The 17974-nt window shown below is 48.9% G+C and carries 17 protein-coding genes; 2 read left to right on the plus strand and 15 right to left on the minus strand.

Annotated features, from left to right (window positions below):
- Nucleotides 1-33: 33 nt before the first annotated feature.
- From IAE30_RS26590 to metC, 4 genes are read right to left on the minus strand one after another with little or no spacing between them, the layout of a single operon-like run.
- Entirely contained in the window at nucleotides 34-798 is a 765-nt protein-coding gene (locus IAE30_RS26590; RefSeq protein ID WP_200539141.1) for an amino acid ABC transporter ATP-binding protein, read from the minus strand.
- A complete protein-coding gene (locus tag IAE30_RS26595; RefSeq protein WP_200539140.1) occupies nucleotides 795-1445 on the minus strand; it encodes an amino acid ABC transporter permease in 651 nt (216 codons plus the stop codon). The genes IAE30_RS26590 and IAE30_RS26595 overlap by 4 nt, the downstream gene beginning before the upstream one ends.
- The gene (locus tag IAE30_RS26600; protein ID WP_200539139.1) at nucleotides 1445-2269 is read right to left on the minus strand and encodes a transporter substrate-binding domain-containing protein; all 825 of its coding nucleotides are present in this window, start codon (nucleotides 2267-2269) and stop codon (nucleotides 1445-1447) included. The genes IAE30_RS26595 and IAE30_RS26600 overlap by 1 nt, the downstream gene beginning before the upstream one ends.
- A gap of 35 nt (nucleotides 2270-2304) precedes the next feature.
- A complete protein-coding gene (metC, locus tag IAE30_RS26605; RefSeq protein ID WP_200539138.1) occupies nucleotides 2305-3456 on the minus strand; it encodes a cystathionine beta-lyase in 1152 nt (383 codons plus the stop codon).
- A 108-nt stretch (nucleotides 3457-3564) separates the two neighbouring features.
- Between metC and IAE30_RS26610 the strand changes: the two genes are divergently transcribed.
- Complete coding sequence (locus IAE30_RS26610; protein WP_200539137.1) at nucleotides 3565-4473, plus strand: LysR substrate-binding domain-containing protein; 909 nt, start codon at nucleotides 3565-3567, stop codon at nucleotides 4471-4473.
- 141 nt (nucleotides 4474-4614) lie between these two features.
- Here the strand turns inward: IAE30_RS26610 and IAE30_RS26615 are convergent, their stop codons facing one another.
- From IAE30_RS26615 to IAE30_RS26625, 3 genes are all read right to left on the minus strand, one after another.
- The gene (locus tag IAE30_RS26615) at nucleotides 4615-5637 is read right to left on the minus strand and encodes a hypothetical protein (protein WP_200539136.1); all 1023 of its coding nucleotides are present in this window, start codon (nucleotides 5635-5637) and stop codon (nucleotides 4615-4617) included.
- Complete coding sequence (locus IAE30_RS26620; protein ID WP_200539135.1) at nucleotides 5625-6974, minus strand: GTP-binding protein; 1350 nt, start codon at nucleotides 6972-6974, stop codon at nucleotides 5625-5627. Before IAE30_RS26620 ends, IAE30_RS26615 begins: the two co-directional genes overlap by 13 nt.
- A gap of 433 nt (nucleotides 6975-7407) precedes the next feature.
- On the minus strand, nucleotides 7408-8049 hold the full coding sequence (locus IAE30_RS26625; protein WP_200539134.1) for a TetR/AcrR family transcriptional regulator: 642 nt from the start codon (nucleotides 8047-8049) through the stop codon (nucleotides 7408-7410).
- Nucleotides 8050-8149: 100 nt separating this feature from the next.
- Here IAE30_RS26625 and IAE30_RS26630 point away from each other — a divergent pair, with 100 nt between their 5' ends.
- Nucleotides 8150-9091, plus strand: coding sequence for an aldo/keto reductase (locus tag IAE30_RS26630; RefSeq protein WP_200539133.1), 942 nt, complete (start codon nucleotides 8150-8152; stop codon nucleotides 9089-9091).
- Between the two features lie 212 nt (nucleotides 9092-9303).
- On the opposite strand, the gene IAE30_RS26635 is transcribed toward IAE30_RS26630, so the two are convergent.
- The 8 genes from IAE30_RS26635 to IAE30_RS26670 all read right to left on the minus strand — a co-directional run bounded on the left by IAE30_RS26635 (nucleotide 9304) and on the right by IAE30_RS26670 (nucleotide 17783).
- On the minus strand, nucleotides 9304-10488 hold the full coding sequence (locus IAE30_RS26635; RefSeq protein ID WP_200681296.1) for an FAD-binding oxidoreductase: 1185 nt from the start codon (nucleotides 10486-10488) through the stop codon (nucleotides 9304-9306).
- A 41-nt stretch (nucleotides 10489-10529) separates the two neighbouring features.
- A complete protein-coding gene (gene amiA, locus IAE30_RS26640) occupies nucleotides 10530-11426 on the minus strand; it encodes an N-acetylmuramoyl-L-alanine amidase AmiA (RefSeq protein ID WP_234465544.1) in 897 nt (298 codons plus the stop codon).
- 9 nt (nucleotides 11427-11435) lie between these two features.
- Nucleotides 11436-12452, minus strand: coding sequence for a porphobilinogen synthase (gene hemB / locus IAE30_RS26645; protein WP_200539132.1), 1017 nt, complete (start codon nucleotides 12450-12452; stop codon nucleotides 11436-11438).
- Between the two features lie 25 nt (nucleotides 12453-12477).
- Nucleotides 12478-13827 carry a dihydroorotase gene (locus tag IAE30_RS26650; protein WP_200539131.1) on the minus strand — a complete coding sequence of 450 codons (1350 nt, stop codon included), beginning with the start codon at nucleotides 13825-13827 and terminating at the stop codon, nucleotides 12478-12480.
- A gap of 80 nt (nucleotides 13828-13907) precedes the next feature.
- The gene (thrS, locus tag IAE30_RS26655) at nucleotides 13908-15866 is read right to left on the minus strand and encodes a threonine--tRNA ligase (protein WP_200539130.1); all 1959 of its coding nucleotides are present in this window, start codon (nucleotides 15864-15866) and stop codon (nucleotides 13908-13910) included.
- A 181-nt stretch (nucleotides 15867-16047) separates the two neighbouring features.
- Nucleotides 16048-16608, minus strand: coding sequence for a carbonate dehydratase (locus IAE30_RS26660; protein WP_200539129.1), 561 nt, complete (start codon nucleotides 16606-16608; stop codon nucleotides 16048-16050).
- A complete protein-coding gene (gene folE2 / locus IAE30_RS26665) occupies nucleotides 16598-17527 on the minus strand; it encodes a GTP cyclohydrolase FolE2 (protein WP_200539128.1) in 930 nt (309 codons plus the stop codon). The genes IAE30_RS26660 and folE2 overlap by 11 nt, the downstream gene beginning before the upstream one ends.
- Before the next feature lie 49 nt (nucleotides 17528-17576).
- Nucleotides 17577-17783: a hypothetical protein gene (locus IAE30_RS26670; RefSeq protein WP_200539127.1), complete on the minus strand. Its 207-nt coding sequence runs from the start codon at nucleotides 17781-17783 to the stop codon at nucleotides 17577-17579.
- Nucleotides 17784-17974 lie beyond the last annotated feature (191 nt).

Below are 17974 nucleotides of genomic sequence, written 5' to 3' on the forward strand. Positions count from 1 at the left end.
AGAGATATGCACTCAATCCAAACCATTTATGCTTTAGTACTTGCAAAGAAACTGCTGAACGCGCGAACTTGAACTTTTTCCGAAAAATATCTCAGGTTCTTCGTTTGCAATCACGACTCCGCCTTCCATAAAGATCACGCGGTCAGCAACTTCCCTGGCAAATCTCAGTTCGTGCGTCACGACAATCATTGTCATGCCTGCCTTGGCTAAATCACGCATAACTGTCAGAACCTCATCCCTTAGCTCCGGATCCAGCGCGGAAGTCGGCTCATCAAAAAAGATAACTTCCGGATCCATTGCCAACCCACGTGCGATTGCAACGCGTTGTTTCTGTCCACCGGATAGTTTTGCCGGATAACTGTCGGCCTTCTCAGCCAGTCCAACCTGCTTTAGCAATGCGTGACCTCGCTGATTGGCTTGATCTTTATGCAACTTTCGCACGCTAATCAGGCCCTCAGTCACGTTTTCAAGTGCACTTTTATGCGGGAAGAGGTTGAATGACTGAAACACCATCGCCGTTTTTTGCCGCAAGTGGGTAATTTCATGTTTTTCTGCTCGAGAGAGCGCTTTTCCTTGCTGTACACGTATGTGATGACCACATACCTCTATATCACCGCTGTCCGGTTGTTCAAGGAAGTTCAAAGAACGCAGCAGTGTCGTCTTACCAGAACCTGAAGGCCCGAGAATGACCACCACTTCTCCGGCATAAACCTGAAGGTTTACATCCCGCAGTACGGGCTGCCGGTCAAAAGATTTTGCCAGCGAGGTCACGGAAACTTTAAGTACTGCTTTGTTCATCGCATATGCCTCGACAAGTGGCCCTCAAGCCAGGTCTGTAGAATGGTGAGCACCTGATTAATCAGCCAGTATATGCATCCCACCATCAGGAACATTTCCATATAGCGGAAGGTCGTTGCGCCTACCTGTTCTGCCACGCGCGTCAGCTCCATAACTGTCACCGTGGAGGCCAGTGAGGTGTCCTTCATTAATGCGATCAAACGGCTGCCGAGCGGCGGCAGGGCAATCCGAAACGCCTGAGGAAGGATGATACGTTTCAGGCTTGTCCAGTACCCCATTCCCATAGCGTTGCAAGCTTCCCACTGACCTTTATCCACACTGTTAATGCCTGAACGGAAGTTTTCGCTCAGGTAAGAAGCCGAAAACAACGTCAGCGCCGTCAGCGCGGCGGGAATAGGATCCAGTGTTATGCCCAGCCGGGGAAGGCCAAAGTAAACCAGCAAGATCTGCACTAACAGCGGTGTGCCGCGAAATATTGATACATAGGTGAAGGCAATGATCCTCAAAATGCGTAGCGCGGAATTCCTCATTAGAGCAATCGCCATACCCAGTATGCTGCCCAGGACAAACGCGCTGAGCCCAAGGCCCAGCGTGATAACAATGGCCTGTTTCAGCAGCGGCAGCGCGCGCAGAAAAAGCTCATACATTATTTGACCTCGGCTTTGGCTTTAGCGATATCATCCACCATCTGATAATCAGGCCCGATATAGTGTTGCGAAAGCTTTGAAACAGTGCCGTCGGCAATCATGCCTCTGATTGCTTCGTCAATGGCCGCTTTGAGGCTACTGTGCCCTTCTGGCAGCGCAGCGGCAGAGAGCTGATAGGTCAATGGCTGCCCAACAGCTTTAATAGGCAGATTGTTTGCCTTGCGATAGCGCTCGCCACCGAAGTAGGAAGAAATCACCGCATCAATGCGTCCTGTCGCCAGATCGTTAAAGACAAGTCCGCCGTTGTCATAAGCGAGGATATCAGAGCGGGTGAGATGCTCACGCGACCAGGACTCATTAGTAGTCCCTGCCGTGGCACCGACCTTTTTACCTGCTAAATCGTGCTGTTCATGTATATCTTTATTATTGTCCAGCACATAGATGCGGAATTCTTCAACGCCGTAGGGTTCTGAGAAATCTACCTGCTTCTCCCGCTCGGGCGTTGGCGTCAGGTCGTTCATCACCAGATCGTATTTATCGGTTTTCAGGCCCTCGACGAAATTTTTAAATGTATCCGCTACAAAAGTGATGTGAGGAATGCCGATACGCTTTGTGATTTCCTTCGCCATAGCGACGTCATAACCATCCGGCTGGTTCTGATCGTTAATAAAGCTCCACGGGGGGCTGGCCTGGGTATTGGCAATGCGAATATCGCCTCTGGCACGAAGACTGGCCAGCGAGTTGTCAGCGGAAATAGCGGTAAAACTGCTCAGGGAAAGCATAGCCCCAGTTGCCAGGGCTAAAACACGGCGTTGCATTTTCATTGTTATACCCTTGTCTGTCGTCTTGTAAGAAAAATCTAACCGGCAGCCATTTGCCAGGCGTTCAGCGCCTGTTTCAGGTCTGCTATTAGCAGGTCCGGGTCTTCAAGCCCGATAGAGATGCGAATGATTGCTTCTTGGGTTGGCGTAAACGCCCGTGCCTGCTGCTGACCTGCAGGGTAATAGGCGATGAGGCTATGGGTTCCACCCCAGCTGGCGCCAATCGGGAAGTGATTTAGCGCGTTAAAGAAAGCGCTGATGGCTTCCTCTTTGCCGGGCTGGAAAATAAATGAAAACAGACAACCACTGCCGCTGAACTGTTTTTTCCAGGTTTCATGTCCCGGGTCGCTTTCCAGTACCGGGAATAGCACGCTGTGAATTTGCGGCTGCTCCGCAAGCCAGGCGGCCACTTTTCGCGTACTGGAACTCTGGTGCTGAAGCCGAAGCGGGAACGTCTCCAGCCCACGCAGTACCAGGAAACAGTCCTCTGGGCTGGTATTCAGTCCCATGATGCTCTGGGTTTCACGTAGAACCGCATAGTCCTCAGCATTATTCATGCTGATAGTCCCCATTAATAAATCGGAATGTCCTCCAAACATTTTGGTCGCGGCTTCAATCGAAAAATCGACACCGTGGTCGAGCGGACGGAAGTAGAGTGGGCTAGCCCAGGTATTATCAAGCATAGTTTTGACGCCATACTTTTTGGCCACCGCAACGATTGCCGTGACATCCTGCATTTCCATGGTCACCGTCCCAGGTGCCTCCATACAGATCATCCGGGTGTTAGGACGGATCAGTGCTTCGATCCCACCATCAATGGTCGGAGGATAAAACTCGACTTCCACCGCCATCTGGCTCAGCCAATTGCGGGCAAAGGTTTTCAGCGCGCCGTAGCAGGAATCTGAGATGAGCAAATGGTCACCACCGCGAACGAAAGCCATCACAGACACCATAAGCGCAGCCTGCCCGGAGGGTACAACGATGCAGTGCTGCGCATTTTCCAACGCGGCCACCCGACGCTCGAGCTCGCGCGCCGTTGGCGTGCCGGTAATCCCATAGCTGTAGCCATCAGGCTGACGCTCTTTGCGCGCGGCAAATTCCTCAAAGTTATCAAATACTACGGTCGAGGCGCGCCAAACGGCAGGAGACAGACTGGCGAATTTCTTATTAGCAGGGTCGATATATTGCATTTTTTTGGATTTCCACTGGTGTTAGTGCTGACATTGATTCTCAGGGATGGTTATGATTACAGCAATATCAGAAATTATTTACCTTATAAGCACAGGTTATAGCTTGTCATGTACCGAGAGATTGAAATCTTCCGCGCCGTCATGCTGACGGGTAGTACCAGCCGCGCTGCGGAAAAGCTGGATATTTCCCAACCCGCAGTGAGTCAGGCTATCCGTAAACTTGAGGAGAATGCCGGGCTGAAGCTATTTGCCCGCGTGCGAGGACGGCTTTTGCCTACTCAGGAAGCCACTGCACTGATGGTCGATGTGGATCAGCATTTTACCGGTATGGAAGCCATCGCCCATCGCCTGCGATCTCTAAGCGAACTGGGACTGGGAAGACTCGCGGTGGCCGCCTATCCGGCGGTTGGAAATCTGTTTCTTCCCCGTGCCATCGCCAGCTTCAATGTTGAACAGCGCAATATCCAAATCTCCCTCAAAGTACTCAGTTCACGGGAGGTTTATCAGCAGGTCATGGCAGGCCAGGTTGATTTCGGGCTGATGGCGGACGAGATCCCGCCCGGCGGGCTTGAGCATTCCCCCTTTTTGCAGGCCGAGGGGGTAGTCGTCATGGCGAAACATCACCCCCTAGCCGGCAGGGAAATTATTCATCCAGCTGACCTGGCACAGACTGAATTTCTGGCGTTGAGTCCAGAAGACAGCAGCCAGCAGCAACTTAACCGCCTGATGGATCATCTTGGGCTGTCGCTTCAGGTGCGGGTCGAAACACCTTACTCGCTCACCATCTGCGAAATGGCACGTCTTGGACTGGGAGTCGGGCTGGTCAATCCCATCGTTGCCTATGATTTTATGCACACGGATTTGGTTATCCGCCCCTTCAGCAGCGCAGTAAACTTTGCAGGATTAATGATATTTCGACCCGGCAAGCCGCTGTCAGAAAATGCCCGCGAATTTATGCGCGCATTGCGCATTCAGCTGGATAAAGATATGCGAACCATCCGACAGCGTATGAGCTGAAGATAAGCACAGAATGGGTGACAGCATGGTGCCACCCTTAGGATTGTAGGTGCCATTTGCTCATCTGCATCCTGATTGTTCTCTGAACAATAAACTTAATATCTACAGTTGTAGCAGCCTGATATTAAGCAATAGATGATTTTACATGGTGATTTTTAGCAAATGTACGCCACCATCAATCGTACCTGCGGCTATTACTGACTCAATGGGATGCCAGGCAATACAACTTATCGCGGCGTCCCCTTGCACAGCTGCAAGCGCATTAAAACGCGATGAATCATAAATAAAGAGACTTCCATCCTCGCCCCCGGAAGCAACTACGGGCTGATGAGGATGTGAGGCTAGCGCGGTAATGTTGCCATCGTGGCACAGCTGGTAGTCAGGACGGGTTCCCTCGGGGCCTTGTCCCTTAAAATCCCAGACTACAAGCGCCGCTCCACCAGCTGTATACAGATAGCGACCATTACAGCTCCAGACGATGTGCCGGACTTTGCCTTCATAGCCACCCATTTGAAACTCATTCTCTTTTTTCAGGCGCCAGAGATGAATGTCCCCCTCCTGGCTGCCTGCGGCAATGATTGAACCATTCGGTCGAACAGCAAGGCTTAAAAGAGAACCTTTCCACTCATATATTCTTACTGGCTTACTTTTGGTGGGATACCACCGTGATACTTGTCCATAGCTGCTAGTCAGCAAACTGCCATCATCCTGCCATTCAACCCCTGTGAGCGTGCTCTCAGAGGCCATAAAATCACTAATGAGCAGCCCGTCGCTGTTCCAGACTTTCAGCTCCTTACCCGTTATGCCTGCGAGTGTGCCTTGGGAGGACCAGACCAACTTTTCGACCCACCCTCTTCCACTGGTTAGCGTATGCTTTTTGACACCTGTCGTTCCTGACCAAATGATGATTCGGCTGTCCTGACCACCGCTTACCAGCGTGGCATTGTCGGGCGACCAGGCAAGCGCACTGGCACCCAGTCCGTGTACCACTTCTCGCCACAGGCGCTTACCCTCAGGCCAGCTGTAGACCGCAACGCTACCATCCGCACAGGCAGTTGCCAGATGCTTGCCGTCAGGGGAGAACGTTATCTGATTAACATACTCGCCTTCAGTGACAGACCACACCGGCTCATAGCCCGATCCTACTGGCGTTAAATTCGACATGCATTCACACCTTCAATGAGCGCCTGCCGATCAAGACCACGGCCGATAAACACGATTTCACTTATACGAGGCTCATTCACTTGCCACAGGCGATCTCTATTGAAATCCATCAACATATGAACACCCTGGAACACTACCCGGCTCTGCTGACCAGCAATGTTGAGAATCCCTTTGGAGCGAAATATATTTTCCCCCTGGACTGATAACAACATGCGTAGCCACTGGCTGAATTTTGCTTCAGACAGCTCTCCTTCCAGCGTGATGCCAACAGAGGTAATCTCATCATCATGGCTATGCGCAGCGCTATAGGCATGGAAGATACTGGGTGACAAGTCAGTGCCGTTGCGTCGAAGGGAAAGATGAAACTCTTCAGGCATGTGTTGGGTTGCCAGCGCATAAAATCCGGCTTCTTCAATCTCTACGGTAAACGAAAGTGTGCCCTGGGCTGGAACCGGTAAATCTAAAAGCTGTTTTGCAGGCTTGAGAGGGCCTGTCGTTGGAGCAGAACGCTCTTGCGACTGAAACGTCAAATCTGCCTTGGCAGCGAAATCAGACAGTGTGGCAGCGCTGTCATCAGCAACCCGCACAAATAAGGCCTCAATCTGGGGGTCAGGTCCTTCTGAGTAATGTAATTCATGTACGCCGGCGTCAAGAGCGTAAATGCCAGCCCATTCGAAAGGATATTCGGGCTCCAGAAAGCGCGGCCGCTCCTCAAGAATACGGTTCAAATCGAAGCCGCCAATATTCAGGACCGATGGAATATCGACTTCCGCGTTGACGGTCCGGTCTATTCTGGCCAGCGCATTCATGCTGCGTAATCTCTTCTCAAGTACGTCTAGTTTTTTCCCGTCCGTCAGATCGGTTTTATTGAGTAAAATTACATCGGCAAAGGCAATTTGTTCTCGTACTTCGTCACTGCTATCAATGTGTTGCTCTACATGATGAGCATCGACGACCGTAATGATGCCATCGAGTCGCATCGCTGCATTTATCTCTTCATCTACAAAAAACGTTTGTGACACCGGGCCTGGGTCCGCCATGCCCGTTGTTTCAATCAGAATTCGGTCAAACTTATCGCGTCGACGCATAAGGCTGCCGAGAATGCGGATAAGATCGCCACGCACCGTGCAGCAAATGCAACCATTGTTCATCTCAAAGACTTCTTCATCCGCATTGATAACCAAAGCATCATCAATACCGATTTCACCAAACTCATTTTCAATTACGGCGATACGAAGCCCATGCTGTTTACTGAGTATATGATTCAGAAGCGTGGTTTTACCTGATCCGAGAAAGCCGGTCAGGACAGTGACTGGAATGCGATTATCTTGATTCATGATTGCTCCGAAAGGTAATTACCGCTTTAAACTCAAGTCTGAAAGGCCACCAAGTTGATAAACACCAGCCCAGCAGCACAGACTATGTTACGTTATAATATTACATAAAACGGAAAAATGAACTTTACAGTTAGTAGCATTGCCACGGCAATCTTAGCTTTCTCATGTACGACAGCATTTGCGACTAACAGTCACATCACCTTTAGAACTGTGGCGCTTCCGTAACACTAGATGTTCGCCCGTATCATCTAGATTGGGCATCATTTTACTAAATAATGGTTGGCTGCTTGCGCGCACCAGATAAGTGGCCATGCAGTAGGAACAGTTGCCAGTTATATCAGGGGGGTAAGGCGCCATTCTGTGCCACTGCCCTTCCAGACGGGTTCGGCCTAGCCCATCAAAATCCTAGGCAGGATTTAGATAGGTTGAGATATCACCGAAGCAAGGCTTTTTTTTGTAAATAGCTACTGCAGATGATCAAGAGGTCTGCCTCTAACTTTCTAATTGAATCAATGGGTTCTCTATCCAGACTTTCAAACACCGCACGGGTTGTTCCACTGAGCATGTTTTGCAGGAAAAAAGCCACCTCATCAGGCTCAGAAAAAAATGCATCCTTTAAATTGATTAATACTGTTTTTATCGCAGCACGCATGCGGTAAATCATGTCGCGGACCGGCTCAGAAGCATCCAGGTGACTCACGGCAGAATAAAGTGAAACAGACGCTTCTAGCTCGAACGTCTTGGCATTAAGGTAAGCCTTTACCAGTCCCTCTCCTATTTCTGCAAGGCACTGACACTCAAGTTTCAGACAGGAAACTTCAAAGGCTGAGGCTATGCGCCCCAAGTGGTGAGAAAGAACGGCATAGAGGAGTGCATGTTTGTTAGGAAAATATTGATAGAGCGTACCCACTGAAGTTCCTGCGCGCTCAGCCACTTTTGTGGTAGTGAAGTCAGAAGAACCCCCCATGCGCAAAACCTGAATCGCGGCAGCAAAAATAGCCTCTATGGTTTCAGCAGATCGCCTTTGCTGGGGGGTTTTGCGGGGGATCAGCGTGGTGTGAATCTCACGTTTCAAAAGCGAATTCCGAATCTGAATAATTCTTCATATACTAAGCATACGTCCCATCCATGTCACGTCGGCTGACGTTTTGAAGATCGAAAAAGAGAGGAAAAACATGAAGCAGCGTAAACTTGGCAATCAGGGACTGATAGTCAGCGAGATTGGCTATGGCGCGATGGGAACTGCCGTAGGATACGGTCCCACCAATGATGCTCAATCGGTCAAGGCTATCCGGCAAGCCCACGAGATGGGGGTTACCCATTTCGATACTGCACATATGTACGGTTGGGGCGAAGGGGAAAAGTTGCTTGGCATAGCGCTCGCCCCCTTCAGGGATAAAGTAACCATTGCAACTAAGTTCGGCATTGCCGACGAACAATGGAACCCAGATTCAAGCCTTCAGGCCATGCGGAAAAGCGTTGAAAACAGCCTTCAGAATCTGAAAATCGAAACTATTGATGTTCTTTATCAGCACGTTCACGATCCGAAAATACCGGTCGAGGAAGTAATCGGTGAAATGCAGCGCTTCGTAGAGGAGGGTAAAGTGCGCTATCTGGGAATGTCTAACTCCAGCACCGAGATGATCAAGCGGGCAATGAAAGTTGCACCGATTTCAGTTTACCAGATGGAGTACTCAATATTTTCTCGTGGAGTAGAAGCGGTTTTACCATATCTGCGCGAATTAGGTATTGGCCTCGTAGCATACTCTCCCTTAGCTCGCGGCTTCCTGAGTGGGGCAGTAAAACCGAGAGATGCCTATTCAAGCTCTGATTTCCGTCAATGGATGGCATGGTGGGCACCTGAAAACTTCAGTGAAAATGTTGCACTTGCCGAGGAGCTCAATTCGATTGCAGAATCGAAGGGGTGTAAACTTTCTCAACTGGCTATCGCGTGGCTATTGGCGAAGGGCGGGGACATTGTGCCCATTCCTGGGTCGCGCAGTGTAGAGCGTGTTGCGGAAAATATCGGCAGCGCTGATATACTACTCACTTCCGAAGACCTTATACGCATTGATGCTATTGCTTTAAATGGCGCCCAGGGTGGGATCATCGGATGATGATAAACAAATTGGATTACGCTGAGTCCTGCCTGAAGTAATTAACTCAAGCTGCAGTAAAATTTTTTAGATGAGCATTGGTTTTTGATGAAGCTTCTCTTTAAAAATAGAAAACACGGTCATTAATTTATTATTTAACACACCGCAACTTTAACAAGAGCAACCTCTTGGTTGCTCTTGTTAAACAAGTCAGTACATTAACGCTATGATATCTACTGAGCCGCAGGAAAGTGAAGGGTGGAAAACGCCGGAAAATCTTCAGACGATTTTCCTAGCAGTCGATCAGGCGCATAATCATTAAGCAATGCAGAACGGTGACCCTCAAGGATTTCTTCCGCAGCTAACTTCCCTAATAAGGGTGCCAGGGTCATACCGCTGTGCGTCACCATTAAATAAACTCTGCGGTACGGCGTGACAAATCCAATACCGGGCAGGCCATCAGCCGGTCGCGCACGCTGACCTATTGTAATACGTTCGATTTTTGCCGACTCCGTATTATCAAATAATCGGTGTAAACGGTTCAGCATTTCCTGGCCGATGAAGCCATCACACGTTGGAAAAAATGTGGGGTTAGCGAAGTGGTCGAGGTCTGGCGCCTGGAGCAATAGTCGCCCCCCTCCTTCTGGCCTGACATTAAGCTCCGGCGTAATGAGGTTAGCACTGAGCTGAGTGAATTGCGGCGTGGTATGGGCAAGGAAACCACAGGCAATTTTATTAGGGTGGTTAGGATCAATCATCGCCAGCTCTAAGCCCATACGTCCCATGATCTCTTGTGACCAGCGACCTGTAGCTAAAACAACCTGTTCACCCTGCCAGACGGTTCCATCAGCAAGTGTCAGGGCAACACTACCTCCATTTTCCTGAACATCCACTACGTCAGCATTTATATGTAATTTGGCGCCAAATCGTCGCGCTTCTGCCCACTGGTGCGCCAGGAAAATGGTGAGATGTAACAGACACTCATCTGGAAAATGACAAATACGTTCGATCCTGGGATCAATGCGAATTTCAGGAACACGCGTCTTCATCTGCTCACGAGACAGATCAACAACCGCATAATTCGATTGTCGTAACTTAGCGATGCGTTGTTCAAGCCGCTGTTGTTGGGCTGTATCCGTTGCCCATTCATATGTCCCGGTACGAATTAACCATTGTCCTTCAGAATGAGCCTGTTGTTGCAATGCATAATGTTCCTGCATCGCAGCGACATTCAATGAATGATAACTCTCTGGATTTTTACCATTGGAGTTAATCCAGGCAAATGTTGTCGTGCTGGTACCTGCACCGATAGACTGCCGTTCAAATATGCTGACCTCTGCACCGGTCAAAGCCAGTGAACGGGCAACCGAAAGTCCCAATGCTCCTGCCCCAATAACCGCAATCCGCTTTTTGTTTATCAAATACTTCTCCCCGGTTGATATGAACTACCCGCCATAAGCTAAGCCTGCATATCATCAAAGTAGCTGGTTATCCCTTTTACAATAGCGCCTGCTATCTTCATGCGAAATGCCTGTGTGCCTAAGAGCTTCTCTTCATCAGGATTTGTTATGAATGATGTTTCAACCAACACAGAGGGGATTGAGGGTGATTTTAGTACCACAAAAGCGGCTTGTTCAGTATGACGGCTATGCATAGGGTGGACTGGTTCAATATGTTGGATCATATGCTTACCTAGCCTGAGACTGTCTTTGATGGTGTTATGCTGGACAAGATCGAATAATACATTTTGCAATACAGCGTCTTTGGTTTTTACATCGATGTCCGTGAAGTCATCGGCTGAATTTTCTTTGTCAGCCAAATAACGCTCCATCGTACTGCTGGCTCCACGAGAAGAAAGTGCAAATACCGAAGCGCCGTGCGCTTCGGGTCTGGTGAATCCATCAGCGTGGATGGAGAGGAAAATATCCGCCTCGTGTTGATGAGCGATATTGATTCGTTCATACAAGGGAATGAAATGATCCTCATCCCGAGTGAGTTTCACCTCAATATCTTTACGAGGTTCTAAGAGAACGCGAATGTTTTGCGCTATTTCTAACACCACATGTTTCTCTTCTGCGCCAGTATGACCAACTGCACCAGGGTCTTTTCCTCCATGGCCTGGATCAATCATGACACATTTCACATGTGTCTCACCGGCGTGTTGCGGTTTTTTTGCCATTGTCGATGGACTCGTATGACCGGCTGGTTTCGCCTCCTGGGGGGCTGGGATAAATTTAAGTGTTGCGAACTCCTCTTTAGCAAAGACTGGCGTACAAAACGCCAGACCTGATAATAAAAAGCGACGACGCTTCATCGATACTTTTTGACTGGATAAAAAATTGAGCATTTCCATCATTGTCTTAAACTAACCGTTGCGTTCCGCCATCCACGCGGCCGCCTGTTTTGCAAAGTAAGTCAAAACCCCGTCAGCACCAGCCCGTTTGAAGCAAAGTAGCGATTCGACCACCGTCGGCTGCGGCATCAACCAACCTTGCTGGAACGCAGCCATATGCATCGCATATTCCCCTGAAACCTGATAGGCAAAGACGGGGACGGCGAACTGATTTTTCACTTCCCGAATAACATCCAGATATGGCATGCCGGGTTTTACCATGACCATATCCGCTCCTTCCGTCAGATCCTGAGCAACCTCGTGAAGGGCCTCCAACCGGTTGGCAGGATTCATTTGGTAGGTCTGCTTATCGCCTCCACCCAGCGCCGATGCTGAACCGATCGCATCACGGAAAGGGCCATAGTAATGTGAGGCGTATTTAGCCGAATAGGCCATGATCTGGGTGTTAACAAACCCCTGCGCTTCCAGAGCTTGTCGTATTTTTCCTACTCTGCCGTCCATCATGTCGCTGGGTGCAATAATGTCTGCTCCAGCGTATGCGTGTGCCATTGCCTGTTTTATCAGCACATCATTGGTCGCTTCATTCAATACATATCCCTGCGCATTCAGGATGCCGTCCTGACCATGAGAGGTGTAAGGATCGAGCGCCACATCAGTAATGATGCCTAATTGAGGATAAGCACTTTTGAGGGCCCGAATTGCGCGCGGTATTAACCCCTCCTCGTTAAAAGATTCATCGGCCAGAGGGGTTTTTAAAGCACTGTCAACTGAAGGAAACAATGCAATAGCAGGGATGCCTAATGCTACGATCTCATCAGCCTCCCTCAGTAATTGGTCAACGGACAGACGATATACGCCAGGCATTGAAGCAACTTCCTGTCGTTGGTTCCCCCCTTCAACAACAAACAATGGGTAAATAAGATCGTTTACTGTGAGCTGGTTTTCAGCGGTAAGATTGCGGCTAAATGCCTGTGCCCGGCTCCGCCGTAAACGTCGGTCTGGATAATTACCGGTGAAGTTAAAGTCCATGTTCAATACCTATTCTGAATAAATATTAGCGATAAAAAGAGAGTTTCATCCCTGAAGGGGGTGAGACCAGCTTGTTGTCCCGCCATACAACATTGCCATTAACGAGGGTCATGACTACTTGCCCGCCGCTGAGCGCTCTGCCCTCGAAAGGGGACCAGCCGCATTTGTAGAGCAGCTCATCAGCCCGGACCTTTAGTGATGCCTGGGGATCAATTAACACCAGATCAGCCCAGTATCCTTCACGGATATAACCTCGGTCTTTAAGCTGGAAGCGTTCCGCAACGGCGTGACTGGTTTTAGAGACAACCTGCTCAGGAGTGAAAATGCCCCTGTGGCACAAATCAAAGAGCGCAGGTAAAGCATGCTGCACCAGAGGAACACCTGAAGGTGCAGAACTGTAGGGGTTGCTCTTCTCTTCTGGCAGATGCGGGGCGTGATCGGTGGCGATGATATCTATCACCCCCTCTTTCACAGCGTCCCAAAGTGCTTGTTGATGTGATGATTCTTTAACTGACGGGTTCGTTTTGAGCTTGTTGCCAAGAATTTCATAGTCATTCTGATTAAAGAAGAGATGGTGTACACAAGCCTCTGCCGTAATTGTCTTTTTCTTAAGATCGTGAAGAGTTGGGGCTGCTTCAAAAAGTTTAAGTTCATCAGCCGTGGAGATGTGCAGCACATGAAGGCGTGTACCATATTTCTTAGCCAGTGAAACCGCGAGCGAAGATGATTTCAGGCAAGCGGCAACCGAACGAATATGCGCATGCTCTTTCGCCGGAATATCTTCACCGTACTTGTCCCGCCATATCACTTCGTTGATTTTAATCAGTGGTGTGTCTTCACAATGGGTAGCCACAATACAGGGAGCATGTTGAAATATTTTGTCCAGTACCTGTTCATTATCCACCAGCATATTCCCGGTAGATGCCCCCATAAATACTTTAACACCGCATGCCTCATCAGCTTTCAGGGCGCGTAATTCTTCGAGATTGTCATTGGTCGCGCCAAACCAAAAACTGTAGTTAGCATAAGAATGTTGAGCCGCACGCTGAAACTTATCTTCTAATGCCTGCCGTGTTGTTGTGGGTGGTGAGACATTAGGCATTTCCATAAAACTGGTGATCCCCCCCGCCACAGCGGCAGCAGATTCGGTAGCAATAGTTCCTTTGTGAGTCAGACCCGGCTCCCGGAAGTGCACTTGATCGTCAATCATGCCAGGGATAAGCCACAAACCTTTTGCATCAATAACATCGTAATTAGCATTTACCGAAATATCACTGGCGATACTTTCAATGCGCCCGTTCACAATAAGCACATCAGCGTATCTGGTCACACCTTCATTAATGAGGGTGGCGTTTTTAATCAGCGTGTTATTCACAGATAACCTTTAGAAGTCGGAAGCAGCATGACGACTGCCTGACCATTGATTAAAAGCCGGCAGATAGCCGGCTTAGAGCATTAATGAGAAACGGATTCCTTAGAGGGAAGTTGGCAGCAGAGTGCCAACATTTCCGCAGCTTCATCCAGTAGAAGCGTGCCCATATTGCCACCGTTACGGTCACGAACAGTTGCGCGCTGATCCGCTTCCTCTTTGGCACCCACTATCAGCATAAATGGCACACGAGAAAGTGTCGCTTCGCGGATTTTTAAACCTATCTTCTCATTGCGCAGATCGCATTCGCAGCGAATACCCCGCTGACGCATACTGGCAGCGACTTGATGAGCATAATCGCTTTGCTGGCCAGACACTGTAATGACGACGACCTGAACGGGAGAAAGCCACGCCGGGAGTTTGCCTGCATAGTGCTCCAGCAGTATCCCTGTAAACCGTTCCAGAGAACCAAAAAGAGCACGATGCAACATGACGGGACGCTTTAAACAACCCTCTTCATCCACATAGCTCATTTCAAACCGTGCGGGCAGGTTCATATCAACCTGTAATGTTCCGCACTGCCAGTCACGTCCAATAGCATCCCGTAATACGAACTCAAGTTTTGGTCCATAAAACGCACCCTCCCCTGGATTGACACTCCACTCCAGGTTCTCAGCCATAAGGGATGCTTCGAGTGCGCCTTCGAGGCGATCCCACTCATCATCACTGCCGATACGCTTTTCCGGACGGGTGGAAAGTTTAATGGCAACGTCCTGGAATCCAAACTGATGGTAGATATTCAGCACCAGAGAGAGAATTTTGCGGCATTCAGCTTCGACTTGCTGATCGGTACAAAAAATATGCGCATCATCCTGTGTAAAGTGGCGAACGCGGAGGAGGCCGTGCAATGAGCCTGAAGGCTCATAGCGATGCACTTTACCGAATTCAGACATGCGAATCGGCAGGTCACGGTAGCTTTTCATGCCATGATTGAACAAGGCAACAGCTCCGGGGCAGTTCATCGGCTTAAGAGCCAGGCTACGGCCATCTTCAGTCTGTATAGTGAACATGTTATCGCGGTAATTGTCCCAGTGGCCTGAGATCTCCCATAGCGTTCGATCCATGACATCCGGCGTATTGACCTCAACATACCCTGCCTCATCATGCCGCAAACGCATGTAACGGATAAGTTGCTGGAATAATGTCCAGCCATGTGGGTGCCAGAAAACGGCTCCTGGTGCATTTTCCTGGAAATGGAAAAGATCAAGGTCGCGCCCGAGTTTACGATGATCGCGCTGCTCAGCTACCGCCCGGCTCTCAAGCCATCCCAGCAACTGAGTTGAAGTCGCCCAGGTGGTAACGTGAATACGTTGTAACTGCTCCTTACTGGCGTCACCTCTCCAGTAAGCCCCTGCTACGCTCAATAATTTAAAATGCTTCAGGAAGCGCGTATTTGGTACGTGAGGTCCCGGAAATTCGTCAACATAATCCTGGTGGTGCCAGAGATGTACAAACGCGTCATCCGTTACCTGGTCAAGAGCGGAAACCTTATAAGGTTCATTCTGTGCTTCGAACCAGGCAATAGCTTCACTGCGTTTTACCTTCTCAGTCACTATTGCTGCTTCATGACTGATTAGCTGCAACATGCGTTGCTCAATACGAACAAGATCCGCCGTGGTAAATGGGGTCTTGATTTGGAAGTCATAATGGTAACCATGCTCGTTAAGCACCACTTCAACCCTTCGAACATCGGGGTAAAGTTCTTTTACGGCCTGGCCTAGCACCAATGCACTGCTCAGGCGGATGATCTCAAGCGCCTCTTTATCGTGCAGGGTTATGATGTTGACCTGAGCATCTTCCGCAAGCGTTAAGCTTAAATCCACGGTATTGCCGTTCAGTTCCGCAGCGACTGCACTTTCTGACACCGTTTTTCCCAGGGTTTCAGTCACCTCGAAAAGCGTCTTTCCTTCTGCAAAATCCCTGCGTGAACCATCGGGTAAGGTTAATGAAATTGTTTTTGGGGAGGGATATAGGGCTTCCGACATAATAGTTTCCGGCATCGCTGATTTGTAAATGCAATCACATTGCAATAAGTGCAAAGAAAGATAACGCAACGATGTTGCATTATCAACTTTAAAAGTAGGTGTTCTTTGTTAATGAGCGACGACTCTTTAGAGCTTCATTAAAGGCAAGAAAGACCAGCCATAGCGGCTGGTCTTCATCTGTTTAAAACTCATTGCGCAATCGTTGATAGCCTTCAACAAGCTGAACATTAGTTGAAGCGACCTCTTCTGAAAACTGAAGTGAGGCAGGATCCACCTGTAAGAAGCTGGTTAAATCACTGTCAGGCCCGACGCGTTCTGTAGAGGGTACGTAGGTGCTTTCTGGCAAAGTTACACCATCAACAACCGCGTTATAGCGAATGACGCAGCCAGCCTTGATATGACAGTTAAATAAAACGCTGTTAAAGCCGATAAATACGCGGTCATCTACCTTACACGGGCCGTGAACAATGGCGCGATGTGCAATAGAGCTTCCCCGTCCAATGGTTACCGCAGCACCACCTTTTGAGTGGATTACCACCCCATCCTGAATATTTGAGTGCGAACCGATGATAATAGGTTCCATTTCTCCATCAGCATTCACCTCATCTGCACGAATCACCGCATAAGGGCCCACATACACATAGTCTTCAATGATGACGCGGCCACAAATAACCGCCGTGGGATCAATAAATGCTTTCGTTGAAACCTCAGGTGAATGACCGGTGGGATTTTTACGCAACATGATTTTTTTCCTTCCAACTTACTTTAGCGACAGCATTATGAGCATGCAGGCTTTCCTGATGCTCTATTCGAATATCAAATGCACAGAATGCTTTTTCGTTCTCTAGACACCGATAAAGAAGACGTGCCGCATCTTCACAAAACATCAAATTCTGACCACAGGCGAGAGCAAACGCCTGTTCATCGCTTCTCTTCACGACGGTTTGTACCGCTGTACCCAAAGCCATCTCACACAATTCAATGACATATCGCAGGGGGAATGTCGGACTGTCAGGTTTTAACTCCACATCGACCCATGCCCAGCTTCGCTGAGCGTGTGGTGTGGCAGGCAGACCTTGCTTACCTAACCACTCAACAACTTCTTCAAGCGGTAAGCGATCAATCCGTTGCCCAAATTGTTTACGAAATTCCAACTGAGCAACCTGCCGGCTTAAAGCGGCAGAATTTGGACAGGTGGAAGCATATGGAATGCCGACTTTCATTCGGATAGCATTGGATTGCCCCGCCATAGCTGATATGTGTATGGGGTAGGCTTTCCAGCCATAGTGATTCGAGTTGAGTGACTTGCGTGACAGCAGTAGTTCACTGGTTATTGCCAAACTTGTATGGCTGCTTTGTCCATCATGAGAAGCCAGAAAAGCATTCAAAACTTCACGGATCTTGGGCGGGGTAACCTCTCCTTCAGTCAAACTATCCAGCAACATATACAACCGCGACATATGGATCCCTTTTGCCGCCTTTTCATTGTTAAGCAGGTTAATACCCGCATCAACTTTGGCACTGACCTGCCGCCCCTCAAATTCAAGTGGCAGATCGATTTGCTCCATACCTACCCAATCCAGAGCAATCCCCTGCAGCTCTGTTGAGGAAGATTGGATATCTGCCATTGTATTTGGGCAGATAGAAGGCGTTGCGGTCATAAGCTATTCCTTAAAATTGTGTCGTTCAGTACATGAGAACAGAAAGCTGTTAATGTCTTTTGGGGTATCGCTTATCCACATTTTTGTGTTTGAGTAGCTGTAATTCAGCATCAAGCTTCGGTAATAACCGACTTTCACTATTAATCTGACGAAACAGCAAACGTAGTTTTTCTTCACGTATCTCTTTGTCAGTTTCATCGCCATTAAGATTACAGCGCTCGGGCACACTCCACGGAAAGTCAAGGTGATCAATCATTTTGTTGCGCTCATGGTGCGATAGCCGTTCGAAGAAATAGAATTGTCATCTAGTCTTTTGCCGACATCACCAGAACTCTTTTCTGCTTTGATGCTGAAGGTTCAACCATGTCAGAATCTCTTAATTTTAATATTATGTTATATCATAACATTTACACTCAAATAATTTTCTGCTTAACCGGATAGCTTGCC

It is taken from the genome of Pantoea sp. S61 (assembly GCF_016625145.1).
In the GTDB taxonomy this organism is placed as follows: domain Bacteria; phylum Pseudomonadota; class Gammaproteobacteria; order Enterobacterales; family Enterobacteriaceae; genus Pantoea; species Pantoea rwandensis_B.